Below are 18,250 nucleotides of genomic sequence, written 5' to 3'. Positions count from 1 at the left end.
ACTAAAGGATTTATCATTATGGCTATTATAGAAGTTGTTGTTCCGCAGTTGTCTGAATCTATTTCAGAAGCTACGATGTTATCTTGGAAAAAACATGCTGGTTCTTTTGTTGAATCAGATGAGATATTAATTGAAATTGAAACAGATAAAGTTGTATTAGAAGTTCCAGCGCCATCTTCTGGTGTTTTGGTTGAGATTATTAGAGGAGACAATAGCACTGTTGTTTCAGGAGAATTGATTGCTAAAATAGATACAAGTGCTAAACCTTCTGTGGTTATTGAACCATCTAAAGAAGTATTAACATCATCGGTATCATCTTCGGAAAGTTCTAGTTCAAAAGATATGAAAGGTGTTTCATCACCTGCTGCTTCAAAGATTTTATCTGAAAAAGGTATTGATGCTTCTTCCATTTCAGGTACAGGAAGAGATGGTAGAGTCACTAAGAATGATGCATTATCTGTAAAACAATCTTTACCAAAAGTTGAAACATTAACTTCTTCTACATTATCGTTAGATGGTAGACCTGAGCAACGTGTTCCTATGAGTCGTTTGAGAGCTAGAATTGCTGAGCGTTTAATACAATCACAGCAAGAAAATGCTATATTGACTACTTTTAATGAAGTTAATATGCAAGCTGTTATTGATATTAGACGTAAATACAAGGATAAATTTGAAAAAGAGCATGGTGTCAAGCTTGGCTTTATGTCTTTTTTTGTTAAAGCAGCTGTTTCTGCCTTAAAAAAATTTCCTCTAATTAATGCATCTATAGATGGTAAAGATATTATTTATCATGGTTATTTCGATATTGGGATTGCTGTTGGTAGTTCAAGAGGTCTTGTTGTCCCTATACTTAGGAATGCTGATCAATTATCTATTGCTGATATAGAAAAATCTATTGTTGATTTTGGTAAAAGGGCAGCTGATGGTAAACTTGGTTTAGAAGAGATGATTGGCGGTACTTTTTCTATTTCTAATGGTGGTGTTTTTGGATCCATGTTATCAACTCCAATAATAAATCCACCACAATCTGCTATTTTAGGTATTCATGCTACTAAAGATCGTGCTGTTGTGGAGAATGGTCAGATAGTAATACGTCCTATGAATTATTTAGCTTTATCTTATGATCATAGAATTATTGATGGTAGAGAAGCAGTTCTAGGTTTGGTTGCTATTAAAGAGGCTTTAGAAGATCCACAAAGTCTTTTGCTAGATGTGTAAATTAAGATAACCACATACAAGCGTTATTTTTTATCTAGTTGAAGTTTTTAAGGTGGTTGACTCCTATATAACAAATGCTATTTATAGGAGTCAATTTATATAACTTGTATTTTCTATTATAATATAAAGATATGTCTAAACAATTTGACCTTATAGTAATAGGAGCTGGTCCAGGAGGCTACATAGCTGCAATTCGTGCTTCTCAACTTGGGCTAAATGTAGCATGTATAGATGAGTGGAAAAATATTGATGGAACTCCAGCTCCTGGAGGAACATGCACAAATGTTGGCTGTATTCCTTCTAAAGCTTTGTTACAGTCATCTGAACATTTTGATCAAGCTAATCATCATTTTAAGGAACATGGAATTGAGGTTTCTAATGTATCATTAAATCTTAATAATTTAATTTCTAGAAAAAACTCAATAGTAAAACAGAATAATGATGGTATTTTATATCTTTTTAAAAAGAATAAAGTGTCGTTTTTTCATGGAACAGGTTCTTTTTCAGCTAAAACCGAGAATGGTTGGTCTATAAAAGTTTCTTCTTTGAAAGAAGATTTACATGCTAAAAATGTTATAGTAGCTACTGGTTCTTCACCTAGGGAATTTCCTGGTGTTAAATTTGATGAAAAGATTGTCTTGTCTAATGATGGGGCCTTAAATATAAAAGATGTTCCTAAAACTATTGGTGTTATAGGAGGTGGAGTAATAGGTCTTGAAATGGGAAGTGTTTGGCGTAGATTAGGTTCTAATGTTACGATACTAGAAGCCATGCCGGAATTTCTTATGTCAGCAGACTTTCAAGTTTCCAAAGAAGCATTAAAAGTTTTTACAAAACAAGGTTTAAATATCAAAGTTGGAGTGAGCATTACTGATGTTAAGGTAAGTGATAAATCTGTTACCGTTAAGTATAAAGATCAATCAGGATCTACAACAGACTTATTAGTAGATAAATTAATAGTTTCTATTGGTAGAGTTCCACATACTAAAGGTTTGAATTCATCATCTGTTGGTTTGTTATTAGATGATCGTGGTTTTGTCGTTGTAGATAGTCATTGTAAAACAAATTTATCAAATGTTTGGGCTATCGGTGATGTGGTAAGAGGTCCAATGTTAGCACATAAGGCTGAAGAGGAAGGTGTTGCAGTGGCTGAACGTATAGTTGGGCAACATGGACATGTTAATTTTGATACTATACCTTCTGTAATATATACCTCACCAGAGATAGCTTGGGTTGGAAAGAACGAACAGGAATTAAAAAAAGAAGGACATTCTTATAAAGTTGGTACTTTCCCATTTTTAGCAAATGGCAGAGCTAGAGCATTAGGGGATACGACTGGTTTTGTAAAAGTTATAGCAGATTCAAATACTGATGAAGTTTTAGGAGTCCATATTATAGGACCAATGGCTTCTGAACTTATTTCAGAGGCTGTTACAATTATGGAATTTAAAGGTTCTTCTGAAGATATAGCAAGAATCTGCCATGCTCATCCAACTCTTTCTGAGTCATTAAAAGAGGCGGCGCTAGCAGTTGATAAAAGATCATTAAATTTTTAAATAAATTTTAATTATATTCTACCTAGTATATAATTATATGCTAGGTAGTTTTTTATTTTTTACTCTACTAGGCATTTTTAAGATAAATATTATTTTCATATAAATTGTTTCATGAATATCCGTGTTGTTACTGGGATTACAACTTCAGGCACTCCTCATTTAGGGAATTATGCTGGTGCTATAAAGCCAGCTATAATAGCTAGTGTTAAGCCAAATGTTGAGTCATTTTTTTTCTTAGCAGATTATCACGCTTTGATAAAATGTCATGATCCTAATAAATTATATCGTTCTAGGTTAGAGATAGCTGCAACTTGGTTAGCTGTTGGTTTGGATATAGATAGAGTTGTTTTTTATAGACAATCAGATATACCTGAAATAGTAGAATTATCATGGATACTAACTTGCTCTACAGCAAAGGGGTTGATGAATAGAGCACATGCTTATAAAGCATGTGTAAGCAATAATTTATCTAAAGGTTTGGATCAAGATGACACTGTAAGTATGGGTTTGTTTTCTTATCCTATTCTTATGGCTGCTGATATTTTAATGTTTAAAGCTAATAAAGTCCCTGTAGGAAAAGATCAAGTTCAACATTTAGAGATGGCAAGGGATATAGCTCAAAAATTTAATCGTAAATATAATAATGATTTTTTTGTTTTGCCTGAGGCTTTGGTTGCTAGTTCAGTTGGTACATTGCCTGGTTTAGATGGCCGTAAAATGTCTAAAAGTTATAATAACACGATACCTCTTTTTGAAGGAAGTGCAAAAGATTTAAAATCATCTATTATGCATATAATAACTGATTCTAAAGAACCAGGTGAGTATAAAGATGCATATAATTCACATTTATATATTTTATATAAAGCTTTTTCTAATGAAACAGAATCTGAAGAATTTAGAAAAAAATTAGCTCTTGGTATGTCTTGGTCAGAAGCAAAAAAAAGTTTATACGAGAAAATAGAGTATGAAATTTTTCCTATGCGTGAGAAATATTCTAAATTAATAACCCAACCTGATTTAATAGAAAAAATCTTGCAATTTGGGGCACAAAAGGCTCGTGTTTTGTCAAAAAAATGTATTGAGGAAGTTAGAGATTTAATAGGCATACGTAGTTTAATAGATTATAAAAAAAATAATCTAGGGAAAGGAATAAATTATGATAGCAAGATTAACAACTCTAAAAACAAGAAAAAAGCTCGTCTTATTTGTTATAGAGATGATTTGAATAAATTTAGAATTCGTTTGCTATCTACGACTGGGAAAGAGTTATTAACTATAAAAGATTCTTTTTCAAATGCTGATGATGCTGTTTTATTAATGAAAAAATTAAATTGGTTTTTAAAAAAATCAGAGATGAACAAGTAAAAGAATCAGATTATATTTCTATACTAGATAATAATAAAATATCTGTGGAGATTGACTATTCTAATAAATTACATATATCAGAGTTAAGAGATTCTATTAATTCTATGGATTAATAGAATTATAATTTATTATTGTATAACTTGATTTATTCCCAAATTTTTACGTGATTTAGTAATTATTTCTATAGCTTCTTTTTTATATTTATTATCATAGTTATTATTATGAGCAATTTCGTTGGCTCGGTTAATAGATGCTAAGTATGCTTTTTTGTAATAATAATATTTTGCTATATATAGTTCGTTTCTTGCTATGTTATCAATTGTATATTGAATTAATTTTTTCGCTTCTTTAGCGTAAATGCTTGTAGGAAATTTCTTTATAAGTTCTTTATAGCATTCATATGCTATTTGCATTTTTTGAGAGTCTGTTTCAAACAATTTTTGTTTAGTTATTTTAGAAAATAAAGATTGTGTGGGAGTGAAATTGATTCTACCTTTTAGATACAAAATATAGTCTGTTTTTGGATGATTTGGATATCTTTCTTGGAATTTTCTTATATTATTTAGAGAATCTTCTATAGAGCCTTCTTGCCAATATATATATATCATATCTATGAGGGTGTTTTGGTATATATTGCCAGATGGATAATTTCTTTTAATTATTTTTCCTAAGGCTTTAGCTTTTTCCCAGTTTTTATGGCTAATTTCTTTTTTTAATTCTTTGTATAAAAGTTCTTCTGATTCATTTAGTATGTTAATACTATTATGATTATTGTAAGTACATGAGGATATGGTAAGTGTTAAAGATAGTATAAATATGTATTTAATAATATAAAAAATTATTTTTTTTCGAGAAATATTAAACATCAAATTATTCGTTATCAGTGATTATGCAAATAAAAGTATTATATTATACAATTTATTACATTTTATAAATATAAATTTTCTAACTTAGTATGAATCCTAAAAAAATTATTGTTCCTGAGGGTTTTAGTGGTAGGGTAGATAAAACTCTTGCTATTTTAATGCCAGATTATTCTAGAGAGGTAATAAAAAAATGGATTATAGATAATAATGTTCTTGTTAATGGTTGTTATATAAAGAATCGACATAATGTTAAATATGGCGATGTAATTACTGTTTATGAACAACCCTTACCAGAATCATTATCTTTTACTGCCGAAGATGTTGCTTTTGAAGTCCTAGAGGAAAATAGTGATTGGCTTATAGTGAATAAGCCTGCTGGTTTAGTAACTCACCCTGGATCAGGCAATTGGAGTGGTACTCTTTTAAATGGTCTTTTATATAGATATCCTGAACTTTTTATAGTTCCAAGAGCAGGTATAGTACATAGATTAGATAAGAATACTTCTGGTATTATGATTGTTGCTCGTACATTAAAATCACAAATTTATTTAGTAAGACAATTACAGCTTAGATTTATATCTAGAGAATATATAGCTATAGTTCAAGGAAGTTTGCTAAAAGAAGGAACTATTAATAAAACAATAGGTAGAGATATAAATAATCCTATAAAAATGAGCGCAGCAAATAAAGTTATATCACCTAAAGAAGCTGTAACTCATTTTAGATCTATTGTACATGGTTTAACTCCTTGTCAACGTAATGTTACCAAAATAAAGTGTATTTTAGATACTGGTCGCACTCATCAAATCAGAGTGCATCTTTCTAGTATAGGTCATCCATTATTAGGAGATTCAGTTTACAATGGTCAATTTTTATCTATTTGTGATCGACCAATGCTTCATTCAGAAATTCTAAGTTTTGTTAATGAAAAAGGTAATAAATATACTTTTTCAAGTCCTATACCATCAGATATGCATAAGGTATTAGATAAAATAAAATGGATTGCTTAATGGTGGAGCCGGGGGGAATCGAACCCCCGTCCGCTAGTCTGCCATAGTCATTTCTACATGTTTAGTTAGTTTATTGTTTTAATTTATATACATGCCAACTAACAGGCCATATATAAACGATTCACATAATATTAGGTTTGTTTTGAGTGAAAGCAAAACAAACTGATTCCTTGTATATGACGTTGCTACAGATATTAGCATATAAATAATATACTTTTTACTGTCTAATCCAAGGAAAGATTAGTGCAACGGCTAGAGTTAAGCTGCTAGCTTGAAACGCGTATCGTTGGCGTTTATATTTTTTCCAGTGTTTTATCGAGCTTACTGGTGCTCGACATGCAACAATCTACTTTTTGACCAACGTCGAAACCAACTCGGCCCCAAAATTATTAATTTAAATAATTTTTCTTATCATATCATATAATTTTCTATTGTAAGTATTCTTAATGAAATTTTAAATGTTAATATATTGCTGAATATAATTCATAATTGGAATTTATAATTTATAAATATATCTATTTTTATGTTTGTGCGATTAATATAATTTCAATTTTGAATTCATGTTTTATAAAAGTTTCTAATAGTTAGTAGAATAAAAATAGCTTTCTACTTAATAAAAATAAAAAGCTATTTTATAAATTAGCGCGCTAATTTTTGGCAAATACTTTAATTTCTACTCTTCTATTTTGAGCTCTTCCTTCTTCATTATTATTTGTTGCGATAGGATTATCAGAACCTTTCGACTCTATAACAATATATTTAGAGTCTATTCCTTTGCTAATGAAGTATTTTTTTACTGATTCAGCTCTGAGACCAGAAAGTTTTTTGTTGTAGTTAGGATTTCCTTTGGAGTCTGTATAACCGTAAGCAACAATTTTTTCTAAATTTGTTTGTTTTAATTTTAATAATATTTTATCTAATTGTTCATTATTTGACTCTTTTAGACTATGTTTATCAAAATCAAAAAAAGTTCTTTCTGAGATTATATTTTTGCTTATAGGTGCTTTAACTGATGAGATTTTGTTTGAATTCTCATTGTAATTATTAAGACGCCATACTAATTCATTAGTTCCATTTTTTAAAGGATGTCCGAAAGATCCTTTTAAATGATTTGTTTCGTTTGCCAAAACACTGCTTGTTGCTGAAATAGCAGTGAATGTAAGGGCAATAGCTAATTTAGATGATACGCTCATGTTTCTCCTCTTTTGTTTAAAGGATTAATAATTTATTCTACTACATTTTGGATTCTACACTATAAATTAATAATCAAACTCAATTAAGATAATAAAATAACATGTTTAAATAATCCTAAGTTGTTTTAGTATGTTAAGCTAATCGTTTATAACATTAGTAAATATTTGGGTGTTGTTTTAGATAGACAATAATATTAAATATTATGGTTTTACAAGTAATCTATTATTAATAATGAGTTATATAATTATTAATAATGTATATGGTGGAATGTAATTTTTATCAATTATTTTTTTGTTAGAGATTATATTTGTTTCGTTTTGTATAAATTAAGAAATTGGATAATGTGATTGTATCTATGGATTCCTTTGCTATGGAAATGCTTCCAGTATCTCTGGAAGAGGAAATGCGTCGTAGCTATTTAGACTATGCTATGAGTGTAATTGTTGGTCGTGCCTTACCGGATGTTAGAGATGGTTTAAAGCCTGTTCACAGAAGAGTTCTTTTTGCAATGCATGAGTTACATAATGATTGGAATCGTGCTTATAAAAAATCAGCTCGTATTGTAGGTGATGTCATTGGTAAATATCATCCACATGGAGATCAGTCTGTCTATGATACTATCGTAAGGTTGGCCCAAGATTTTTCTATGAGATATATGTTAATAGACGGTCAGGGGAATTTTGGTTCTATCGATGGTGATAGTGCTGCTGCTATGCGATATACAGAAGTTAGATTGGCAAAAATTTCTCATGAATTATTATCTGATATTGAAAATGAAACAGTAGATTTTGGTCTGAACTATGATGGTAGTGAAAAAGAGCCGTTAGTTCTACCTTCTAAAATTCCTAATCTTTTAATAAATGGAGGTTCTGGAATAGCTGTTGGTATGGCTACTAATATTCCACCTCATAATTTAAGAGAAGTTATTTCTGGTTGTTTGTTTTATTTGACAAAACCAGATTGTACTATCGATGAGTTAATTGATTTTATCCCAGCTCCAGACTTTCCTACTGGAGGTATAATTTATGGCATTTCTGGTGTTAGAGAGGGTTATAAAACAGGTCGTGGGCGAGTTTTAATGCGAGCCAAAACTCATTTTGAGGATTATAAGAAGGATCATAAATCTGCTATTATTGTAGATGAGCTTCCTTATCAGGTTAATAAAAAAACTCTTCAAGAAAGAATAGCAGAATTAGTTAATTCCAAGAAAATTGAAGGAATATCTGATATAAGAGATGAGTCAGATAAAGATGGAATGAGACTGGTTATAGAACTAAAAAGAGGAGAGTCTCCAGAAATAATTCTTAATAACTTATATAAGAATACTCAGTTACAAGATACTTTAGGTATGAATTTGGTTGCTTTAGTAGAAGGGCAACCAAAGTTATTGAATTTAAAACAAATAATTGGTTATTTTTTAGAACATCGTCGAGAAGTTATTACAAGAAGAACCATATTTAAATTAAATAAAGCTAAAAATCGTGCTCATATACTGGAGGGGTTGGCAGTAGCATTAGCTAACATAGATGATTTCATATTAATTATAAAAGCAGCTTCTAGTCCTTCGATAGCACGTCAGAATTTGATGAATAGGGATTGGCCATCAGATTTAGTAAGAGACATGCTTGTTAGATTCGAGAATTCTGGTATAGATAAGGATGTATATAGACCTTCTGATGTGAATACTATTTTTGGTATTAATAGCATAGGTCTTTATAAACTTAGTGAATGGCAAGCTCAGGAAATTTTGAATATGCGTTTGCAGCGTTTAACTGGATTAGAGCAAAATAAAGTTATAGAAGAGTATAAAGATATAATGTCTGTAATAGCTGATTTATTAGATATTTTATCCAAATCAGAACGAATAACTGAAATTATTGTTAATGAGTTAAATGAAGTAAAAGAAGAATTTTCTAGTGAAGATTCTGATCCTCGAAGATCTTATATAGAACATAATGCTACTGAATTATATACAGAAGATTTGATTGTACCAACTGATATGGTAGTTACTTTGTCTTATAATGGTTACTTAAAAAGTCAACCATTGTCTGAGTACCGCTTGCAGAAAAGGGGTGGTCATGGGAAGCAAGCTACTTCTATAAAAGAAAATGATTGGGTTGAGCATTTATTTATAGCCAATTCTCATGATTTCTTGCTTTTCTTTTCAGATTTGGGGAGAGTTTATTGGTTAAAAGTATGGGAAGTTCCTCAAGGAACCAGAGGATCCAAAGGTAAACCAATAGTTAATATGTTTCCATTATCAAAAAATGAAAAGATTACTGTTGTTCTTCCCGTAAAAGAGTTCAGCGAGAATTTATATGTTTTTATGGCAACAGCTAATGGTGTAGTTAAAAAAACATCTTTATCAGATTTTTCCAATCCAAGAAAAAATGGGATAATAGCTGTCGGATTAGATGATGGAGATTATTTAATTGGAGCAGAATTAACAAATGGTGATTATGATATAATGCTGTTTTCTGATTCAGGAAAGGCTGTAAGATTTAGCGAAAAAGATGTTCGTTCTGTTAGCCGAAGCGCTCGTGGTGTACGAGGTATGGTATTAGGTAAGAATCAACGTGTTGTTTCTTTACTTGTTTCAAACAGTGAAGAAAAAAGTGTTTTAATAGCTACTGAGAATGGCTTTGGTAAAAGAACTTCTATTAAACATTATACTGTTCATAATCGTAGTACTAAAGGTATGATAGCAATACAAAACAGTAAGCGTAATGGTAAGGTGGTCGGTGCTGTTTTAGTTGATCTAAGTGATGAAATAATGTTGATTACTACATCTGGGGTTTTAGTTAGAACTCGAGTGTCTGAAATAAGAAAAATGGGTAGAGTTACTCAGGGAGTTACATTAATAAATATTAATAGTGGTAGTTACCTATCTAAAATTAGAAAAGTTATAGAGTCTGATTTGGATGTATCTGATGAAGATCATGTTAATGGTTAAATAATATGTCTCAAATTTGGAATTTTTCCTCTGGTCCTGCAACCTTGCCTAGAATGGTGCTGGAGAAAATTTCTTCTGAGTTAATGAGTTGGGATAATAAAGGCATATCAGTATTAGAGATGAGTCATCGCAGCAATTATTTTGCTGATATTTGTTATGAAGCAGAGAAAGACCTGCGTGATTTGTTGAATTTGTCTTCTGATTATGCAGTTATATTTTCACATGCTGGTGGTCATGCAGCTAATTCTTTTATTCCAATGAATCTTATAGAAAGAACAAGCAAGAGAAACGCTGATTTTATAGTATCAGGACATTGGTCTGATGTATCTTTCCGAGAATCTAAAAAATATGGAAATGTTCGTGTAATTGCTGATAATAATAGTTTATACAGTAAAAATGGTAATCTTTATAATCCACGTAGATGGATGCCTTCTTTAGAAACTTGGGATTTTAGTAAGGTATCGTCTTATGTGTATTTATGCAGTAATGAAACTATAGATGGTATTGAATTTTGTGAGTGGCCGAATTTATTAGATTACTCTGTGGATTCTGAGTTAGTTGTAGATGCTTCTTCTAATTTATTAACTAGACCTATGTTTATAGAAAAAGTTGGAATAATATTTGCTTGTGCTCAAAAAAACTTAGGAATAGCTGGTTTGACCTTAGTAATTATAAAAAAAGATTTGTTGGGTTTTTATTCTTCTATATGTCCTTCTTCTTTTAATTATACAAATCTTGCAAAAACAAATTCTTTATATAGTACACCTCCTATTTTTGCTATTTATGTTGCTGGTTTAATGTTTAAATGGTTAAAATTTAAAGGAGGATTACAATCTGTAGCTGAAGAAAATTATCAAAAATCAGAAACTATTTACAATTACATAGACTCTACTGATTTTTATAATAATAATGTTGAAACTAGTGTAAGGTCTAAGGTAAATATTCCCTTCGTATTACATGATGCATGTTTAAATGATATTTTTTTATCTGAAGCAGAAGAATCTGGTTTTATAAATTTAAATGGGCATAGAAGTGTAGGAGGAATGAGAGCTTCTATTTATAATTCTATGCCTATGTCTGCTGTCCAGTCTTTGATTAACTATATGAGAGAATTTGAGCGTGTTTATGGATGATGAATTATATTCTAAATTATTGCCTTTAAGAAATTTGATAGATGAATTAGATAGGAAGATTTTAGAAACATTAAATAGAAGGTCTGAAATAGTAGTTGAAATAGGCAAAATAAAACATTCTGTCAATCTTGATGATTCAGTTATTAAGCCGGAAAGAGAATCACAGATTATAGAAAAATTGCAAAGAATTAATACTGGTCCTTTTCAGACTTCTGCTATAGAACATGTTTGGAAAGAAATAATATCAGCTTGCAGGGATTTGGAACGTTCTATGCAAGTAGCTTATTTAGGTCCTAAAGGTTCTTTTTCTGAACAAGCTGCTTTTGAACATTTTGGTAGATCAGTTAATAATGTCCAATGTACATCTTTCGATGAGGTGTTTCATGCGATTGAGTCTGGCAGGGCTGATGTAGGCATGGTTCCTATAGAAAACTCAATTGAAGGTGCAGTTAATAGGAGTCTTGATCTTTTTCTTAATTCTAATTTGAAAATAATAGGGGAAAGATCCTTAATTATAAAGCATTGTTTGTTAACTAAAAGTGGGAATATGAATGGAATTAAAAAAATTACAGCTCATCCTCAAGCCTTGGCCCAATGTCAAGAATGGTTAAATAAACATTATCCTAATCTTGAGAGAGTTTCTACTTCTAGTAATTCAGAAGCAGCTCATATCGCTTCTAAAAGTGAAGATTTTGCTGCAATAGCAGGTATGATTGCCGCTGAATCTTGGGGATTAAGGCCTGTATATTCTAATATACAGGATGATATTAATAATAGAACTCGTTTTCTTGCTATTGGTAATATAGAATCATCACCTAGTGGTAATGATAAAACTAGTTTGATTTTAGCGGTTCCTAACAAAGCTTGCGCTGTTTATGAGATGTTAAAACCTTTTGCTATACATAAAGTTTCTATGACTAGATTTGAATCTAGACCAGCTAGAACTGGACAGTGGGAATATTATTTTTATGTTGATATTATTGGACATCAAAAAGAAACTAATGTTTCAAGAGCTCTAGAGTTAATAAAAACTCAGGTAGCATTTTTTAAAAATTTAGGTTCTTATCCTGCACAGTGAGTAAATTATGGATATTAATAATCAATTATTATTGCCTGAGTATATAAAGAAAATTTCTCCATATCAATCAGGTAAACCAATAAATGAATTAGCAAGAGAGTTTGGTATAGAGTCTGCTTCTATAGTAAAACTTGCATCTAATGAAAACTCTCTTGGTGTCTCTGAAAGAGTTGTGAGTGCTTTATCTAAGGCAAAGGATATCATATATAGATATCCAGATGCTAATGGGTTTGATTTAAAACTTGTTTTATCAGAAAAATACTCTATTCCTGTAGAGAGTATAGTATTAGGTAATGGATCAAATGATATCTTAGAACTTATTGCTATGACATTCTTGGATGGTAATTCATCTGCCATATATTCAGAATATTCATTTGCTGTGTATAAAATTGCTACTCAAGCTAGAGGGGCTAGTCATATTGAAGTTCCATCGAGTAATTATGGGCATGATTTGAATTTATTTTATAAATCTATCACCGATAACTCTAGATTAATTTTTATTGCTAATCCTAATAATCCTACAGGTACTTTTATAAAAAAGTCTGATCTTATAGTTTTTTTAGATAGTGTTTATAATAACTATGGCAGCAAATTGATTGTAGTATTAGATGAAGCTTATACAGAATATTTAGATGAGTGTGATAAGTTTAACAGTTTTTCATTGATAGAAAAATATCCTAATTTGATAGTAACTCGTACTTTTTCAAAAGCTTATGGTCTTGCAGGCTTACGTGTTGGATTTTCTGTTTCAAATCCTAATATAGCTAATTTTATTAATAGAGTCAGACAGCCTTTCAATGTTAATTGTTTTGCGCAATTGGCTGCAATTGAAGCATTAAAAGATCAAGATTTTTTAGATAAGAGTTGTTATTTAAACAAAAAGGAGAAAGAAAGATTTTATAATTTTTTTGACTCTCTAGGTTTTAAATATATTCCTAGTTTTGGTAATTTTATTTTGGTTAACGTGGGTGACTCTAATAAAGTTAATTTTGAATTATTAAAAAGAGGAATTATTGTTCGTCCTGTTGATAATTATAATTTATCAGGATGGTTAAGAATAAGTATAGGAAATTCTTTAGAAAATTCTTTATTTTTTGATTCATTGAGTGATATTGTTAGATTAATATAGAACATTTTTATGCTTATAAATTCTCCTGGTTTTAATTTTCATAATGTTTCAGTTGTAACAATTGTTGGTGTTGGTTTAATAGGCGGATCTTTTGCCTTGGCATTAAAGAAATCTGGATATAAAGGTATTATAATAGGTATTGATAGTAAAATTGACAATTTAAAAATGGCTAAAAGATTAGGTTTAATTGATGAGTATGATTCTATTGAGAGCGCAACTAAGAAATCTAATCTTATATTTTTATCCACTCCTGTTAGTTATACATATGATATTCTTTGTTCTATAGAACCTTATCTTCTGAATAATACTATTATTACAGATGTAGGTAGTACAAAATTGGATATTGTTAATGCCGCTTATTCAGTTTTGGGTGATAGAGTTAGTCAATTTATTCCTGGTCATCCTATAGCTGGTTTAGAGAAAGCTGGTCCAGAGTCAGCTATACCAGACTTATTTAATAAGCAAAATGTTATTCTTACTCCATTGAAAGAAAATTCTAAAGAAAATCTTGATATCATTAATTCTTTTTGGGTCGCTTGTGGAGCTAATGTTATTAGCATGAGTCCTACTGATCATGATTGTATTTTTGCATCTGTTAGTCATTTGCCTCATTTCTTATCGTTTATGTATATGTCATATATTGCATCTTCTGATAACGTTGATCTTAAATTATCTCTAGCTGGTTCTGGTTTTAGAGATTTTACTAGAATTTCTGCTGGATCTCCTGGTATGTGGAAAGATATATTTTTTGCAAACAAAAAATTTATAAATGATGAATTGGATGGAGTTTTAGAAATGATTTTAAGAGCTAAGGAAGCTCTAGATAAAGATGATCAAGAAACTATACAAACAATTTTAGAAAAATCTTCTTCTGCTCGTCTTGCTTGGTTTAAGGAATAAATTTTATGAATGAAAAAATAGCTTATCTAGATTTGCCTAAATATTGCAAGGCCCATGGAAGTATAACGCTTCCTGGGTCTAAAAGTATTTCCAATAGAGTTCTATTATTAGCTGCTTTATCACCAGGTGTTACTAAAATTAACGGATTATTAAATTCTGATGATACTAGTGTTATGATAGATTCCTTAAATAAGTTAGGAATTCAGATTAATAATACATCAGATAATGTTGTAGAGATTATAAGTGAAGGAAATTTAAATAATAGGAATTTAAATTTATTTTTAGGTAATGCTGGAACTGCTTTTCGTCCATTATTAGCTGCTTTATCTTTTATGGATGGAACTTATAATTTATCAGGCATTCAAAGAATGCATGAACGTCCAATTGGTGACTTAGTAGATGCTTTAAGACAGTTAGGTTGTAATATAAATTATCTTGGAGATATAGGTTACCCACCTGTAAGCATCGGAGCTTTTCAAACAAATAATATAAATTTAGTTTCCATAAAAGGTTCTGTTTCTAGTCAATTCTTAACTTCTTTACTGATGGCAGCTCCTGTTTTTACTAGGAAGATTAATCAATCTTTGACTATAGAAGTTGAAGGAAATTTAATTTCCAAACCTTATATAGATATTACATTAAATCTTATGAAAAAATTTGGTGTCTCTGTAAAGAAATTGAGTGATAATAAATTCTTTATAGATTCTAAAGATTTTTATAAGAGTCCTAAAGAAATATTTATTGAAGGAGATGCTTCTTCAGCTTCTTATTTTTTGGGATTAGGTGCTATTGCTGGTGGTCCATTAACTGTAAACGGTGTAGGTTTAGATAGTATTCAAGGTGATGTAAATTTTACTAAGATTTTGCAATTAATGGGAGCTAAAATTAATATTTTTAGCAATAAAATTGAATCTAGCGGAATTTGTGTTCAAAATGGAGAAAAATTAAAAGCATTTGATATAGATTTTAATACAATACCTGATGCCGCAATGACAGCAGCTGTTTTAGCTTTGTATGCTGATAATAAATGTTATTTGCGCAATATAGCTAGTTGGAGAGTAAAAGAAACTGATAGAATATTAGCTATGAAAACTGAACTTTCTAAGTTTGGAGTTCAGGTTGAATCTGGTGATGATTGGTTATCTATTGATCCAATAGAATATAATCTTTGGCCAAGACAAGTCTCTATAGACACATGGAATGATCATAGAATGGCAATGTGTTTTTCTTTATCATCTTTTGGGAAAACAGATGTTCGTATTATGGATCCTTCTTGCATAAATAAAACATTTCCTGATTATTTTGATGTTTTTAATAAGATTGCTTATATAAAATGATTTTATCTTTCATGAATAGTATTGGTGTATTTTGAGTATTAAGAAAAATGTCCCTGTAATAACCATTGACGGTCCTACAGCATCTGGTAAAGGTACTATTGCTAGAAAGTTGTCAGATGTTCTTGGTTGGTCAATTTTAGATTCTGGTGCTATATATAGATCATTGGCTTTTTATATTATTCTCAGAAAAGTTTCTTTGGTTGATATTAATTCAATAGTAGATATAGCAAGAGAAATAGAATTTTCATTTATTAATAAGAAGATTTTTATTGATGGTGTAGATGTAAGTCATGATATTAGAAGTGAGGAAGTAGGACATACTGCTTCTATTATATCTGCTAATAAAGATGTTCGTCATGCACTACTTGATATTCAGAGAAGTTTTTTAGAACCGCCTGGTTTAATTGCAGATGGTAGAGATATGGGGGCTGTAGTTTTTCCTTTTGCTAGTTTAAAAATTTTTTTAACAGCAAATATTGATATTAGAGTGGAAAGACGTTATAAACAGTTGATAGATGATAAAGTCTCTGTTAATATGGGCAACCTCAGATGTGCTATACTTGAGAGAGATTTAAGAGATTCCGAGCGTTTAGTATCACCTCTTATTCCTGATTCAGATGCTTATATTTTAGATAATTCTTATATAACAGATAATGAAACAGTTAATGTGATATTGAATTTATGGAAAAATAGGCTCTGCTGATTATATATTTATATATTCGGTAGTTTTTTAACTCCACCAATATTAATTATTGGTGTGTATTGTGGTTTTTAAACCAAATGGATTAATACTCCTATGTCATTATTTTCATCGAACGCTAATAGCGGAGAAAGTTTTGCAGATTTGTTTGCAGAAAGTCTAAAAAAACAAGACATGAAGTCTGGAGAAGTAATTAGTGCTGAAGTTGTAAAAATAGATCATAATTTTGTTGTTGTTAATGCTGGTCTTAAGTCAGAAGCATTAATTCCTTTAGAAGAGTTTTTAGATGATCAGGGTAATATAGAAGTTAATAAAGGAGATTTTGTATCTGTAGCCATAGATTCTTTAGAAAATGGTTATGGTGATACTATTTTATCAAGAGATAGAGCAAAAAGACTATCAGCTTGGTTAAAATTGGAACAAGCTTTAGAAAGCGGTGAATTAATTACTGGAACTATTACAGGAAAGGTTAAAGGTGGTCTAACTGTAATGACTAATGGTATTAGAGCTTTTCTTCCTGGATCTTTGGTTGATTTGCGTCCTGTTAAGGATACTACTCCATATGAAGGTAAAACTATGGAGTTTAAAGTTATAAAGCTTGATAGAAAGAGAAATAATGTAGTCTTATCTAGAAGACAAGTTCTTGAAGCAAGTATGGGTGAAGAGCGCCAAAAATTATTAGATAATTTATATGAAGGTGCAGTTGTCAAGGGAGTTGTAAAAAACATTACAGATTATGGTGCTTTTATAGATCTTGGTGGTGTTGATGGTTTGTTGCATATAACAGATATGGCTTGGCGTCGTGTTAGACATCCATCTGAAGTATTACAAGTTTGTCAAGAAATAGAAGCTAAAGTATTGAAGTTTGATCAAGAAAAAAATAGAGTTTCTTTGGGTGTTAAACAGTTAGGAGAAGATCCATGGGTAGATCTTGCCCGTCGTTATCCTCATGGAACTAGATTATTTGGTAAGGTTACTAACTTGACAGATTACGGTGCTTTTGTAGAGGTTGAATCTGGAATAGAAGGATTGGTTCATGTTTCAGAAATGGATTGGACTAATAAGAATGTAGATCCTCGTAAAGTAGTAACTTTAGGAGATGAAGTAGAGATAATGGTGTTGGAAATAGATGAGGATCGTCGTCGTATTTCTCTAGGTATGAAGCAGTGTAAAGTTAATCCATGGGAAGAATTTGCTATAAATTTCAAGAAGGGTGATAAAGTCAAAGGAGCTATCAAGTCTATTACAGATTTTGGTGTTTTTGTTGGTTTGCCTGGTGGAATTGACGGTTTAGTTCATCTTTCAGATCTTTCTTGGACTGATACTGGAGAAGAAATCGTACGTTCTCTTAAGAAGAATGATGAAATAGAAGCTATTGTTCTAGGAATAGATACAGCTAAGGAACGTATTTCTTTAGGTGTTAAACAATTAGAGAATGATCCATTTCAGAATTTCATTTCGTCTCATGATAAAGGATCATCTATTAATGGTATTGTAAAATCAGTTGAGCCTAAAGGCGCTGTAGTTGTTCTGGATTCTGATGTTGAGGGTTATTTAAGAGCTTCAGAAATATCATCTGGAAAAGTTGAGGATGCTACTAGTGTTTTAAAAGTTTCTGACAATATTGAAGTCATGATTTTAAATATAGATAGAAAATCTCGTTCTATTCAATTGTCTATTAAAGCACGTGATAATGTTGAAGCGGCTGAGACTATACAAAGAATGTCTGATGCTAGTGCTTCATCAGGAACAACAAATCTTGGTGCTTTATTGAAAGAAAAATTGGATCAACAACGTAATGATGGTTAGTT

Annotated in this window: 15 protein-coding genes and 1 other RNA gene; 13 read left to right on the top strand and 3 right to left on the bottom strand. The window is 30.6% G+C overall.

Features of this window, described 5'->3' with window-relative positions; translation table 11 throughout:
• Positions 1–18: 18 nt before the first annotated feature.
• The 4 genes from odhB (at position 19) to CDSE_RS03995 (ending at position 4,252) form a co-directional block, all read left to right on the top strand.
• Entirely contained in the window at positions 19–1,218 is a 1,200-nt protein-coding gene (gene odhB / locus CDSE_RS02310) for a 2-oxoglutarate dehydrogenase complex dihydrolipoyllysine-residue succinyltransferase (RefSeq protein ID WP_015396399.1), read from the top strand.
• Positions 1,219–1,349: 131 nt separating this feature from the next.
• Positions 1,350–2,774, top strand: coding sequence for a dihydrolipoyl dehydrogenase (gene lpdA, locus CDSE_RS02305; RefSeq protein ID WP_015396398.1), 1,425 nt, complete (start codon positions 1,350–1,352; stop codon positions 2,772–2,774).
• Between the two features lie 111 nt (positions 2,775–2,885).
• Positions 2,886–4,139: a tryptophan--tRNA ligase gene (gene trpS / locus CDSE_RS02300; RefSeq protein WP_015396397.1), complete on the top strand. Its 1,254-nt coding sequence runs from the start codon at positions 2,886–2,888 to the stop codon at positions 4,137–4,139.
• Positions 4,106–4,252: a hypothetical protein gene (locus CDSE_RS03995; RefSeq protein ID WP_158364178.1), complete on the top strand. Its 147-nt coding sequence runs from the start codon at positions 4,106–4,108 to the stop codon at positions 4,250–4,252. The genes trpS and CDSE_RS03995 overlap by 34 nt, the downstream gene beginning before the upstream one ends.
• A 15-nt stretch (positions 4,253–4,267) precedes the next feature.
• On the opposite strand, the gene CDSE_RS02295 is transcribed toward CDSE_RS03995, so the two are convergent.
• Positions 4,268–5,005, bottom strand: coding sequence for an outer membrane protein assembly factor BamD (locus tag CDSE_RS02295; RefSeq protein WP_015396396.1), 738 nt, complete (start codon positions 5,003–5,005; stop codon positions 4,268–4,270).
• An 89-nt stretch (positions 5,006–5,094) separates the two neighbouring features.
• On the opposite strand from CDSE_RS02295, the gene CDSE_RS02290 reads away from it, so the two are divergent.
• Entirely contained in the window at positions 5,095–6,015 is a 921-nt protein-coding gene (locus tag CDSE_RS02290) for an RluA family pseudouridine synthase (RefSeq protein WP_015396395.1), read from the top strand.
• Here the strand turns inward: CDSE_RS02290 and ssrA are convergent.
• Both ssrA and CDSE_RS02285 read right to left on the bottom strand, forming a co-directional pair.
• Positions 6,016–6,397: a transfer-messenger RNA gene (gene ssrA, locus CDSE_RS03965) on the bottom strand.
• 265 nt (positions 6,398–6,662) lie between these two features.
• Positions 6,663–7,208 (bottom strand): OmpA family protein, encoded by a 546-nt coding sequence (locus tag CDSE_RS02285; protein WP_015396394.1) that lies wholly within the window; start codon positions 7,206–7,208, stop codon positions 6,663–6,665.
• A gap of 356 nt (positions 7,209–7,564) precedes the next feature.
• On the opposite strand from CDSE_RS02285, the gene gyrA reads away from it, so the two are divergent.
• The 8 genes from gyrA (at position 7,565) to rpsA (ending at position 18,248) form a co-directional block, all read left to right on the top strand.
• Positions 7,565–10,162 carry a DNA gyrase subunit A gene (gene gyrA, locus CDSE_RS02280; protein WP_015396393.1) on the top strand — a complete coding sequence of 866 codons (2,598 nt, stop codon included), beginning with the start codon at positions 7,565–7,567 and terminating at the stop codon, positions 10,160–10,162.
• Positions 10,163–10,167: 5 nt separating this feature from the next.
• Positions 10,168–11,295, top strand: coding sequence for a 3-phosphoserine/phosphohydroxythreonine transaminase (serC, locus tag CDSE_RS02275; protein WP_015396392.1), 1,128 nt, complete (start codon positions 10,168–10,170; stop codon positions 11,293–11,295).
• On the top strand, positions 11,288–12,373 hold the full coding sequence (gene pheA, locus CDSE_RS02270; protein WP_015396391.1) for a prephenate dehydratase: 1,086 nt from the start codon (positions 11,288–11,290) through the stop codon (positions 12,371–12,373). The genes serC and pheA overlap by 8 nt, the downstream gene beginning before the upstream one ends.
• Before the next feature lie 7 nt (positions 12,374–12,380).
• Complete coding sequence (gene hisC, locus CDSE_RS02265; RefSeq protein WP_015396390.1) at positions 12,381–13,502, top strand: histidinol-phosphate transaminase; 1,122 nt, start codon at positions 12,381–12,383, stop codon at positions 13,500–13,502.
• A gap of 9 nt (positions 13,503–13,511) precedes the next feature.
• Positions 13,512–14,402, top strand: a complete 891-nt coding sequence (locus CDSE_RS02260; RefSeq protein WP_015396389.1) for a prephenate dehydrogenase — start codon at positions 13,512–13,514, stop codon at positions 14,400–14,402.
• Positions 14,403–14,407: 5 nt separating this feature from the next.
• The gene (gene aroA, locus CDSE_RS02255; RefSeq protein ID WP_015396388.1) at positions 14,408–15,739 is read left to right on the top strand and encodes a 3-phosphoshikimate 1-carboxyvinyltransferase; all 1,332 of its coding nucleotides are present in this window, start codon (positions 14,408–14,410) and stop codon (positions 15,737–15,739) included.
• A 31-nt stretch (positions 15,740–15,770) separates the two neighbouring features.
• Entirely contained in the window at positions 15,771–16,442 is a 672-nt protein-coding gene (cmk, locus tag CDSE_RS02250) for a (d)CMP kinase (protein ID WP_015396387.1), read from the top strand.
• A 93-nt stretch (positions 16,443–16,535) separates the two neighbouring features.
• Positions 16,536–18,248 carry a 30S ribosomal protein S1 gene (gene rpsA, locus CDSE_RS02245; protein ID WP_015396386.1) on the top strand — a complete coding sequence of 571 codons (1,713 nt, stop codon included), beginning with the start codon at positions 16,536–16,538 and terminating at the stop codon, positions 18,246–18,248.
• Positions 18,249–18,250: the final 2 nt, after the last annotated feature.

This window comes from Candidatus Kinetoplastibacterium desouzaii TCC079E (assembly GCF_000340795.1).
In the GTDB taxonomy this organism is placed as follows: domain Bacteria; phylum Pseudomonadota; class Gammaproteobacteria; order Burkholderiales; family Burkholderiaceae_B; genus Kinetoplastidibacterium; species Kinetoplastidibacterium desouzai.
This window is presented reverse-complemented; position numbering and strand designations above follow the sequence as displayed.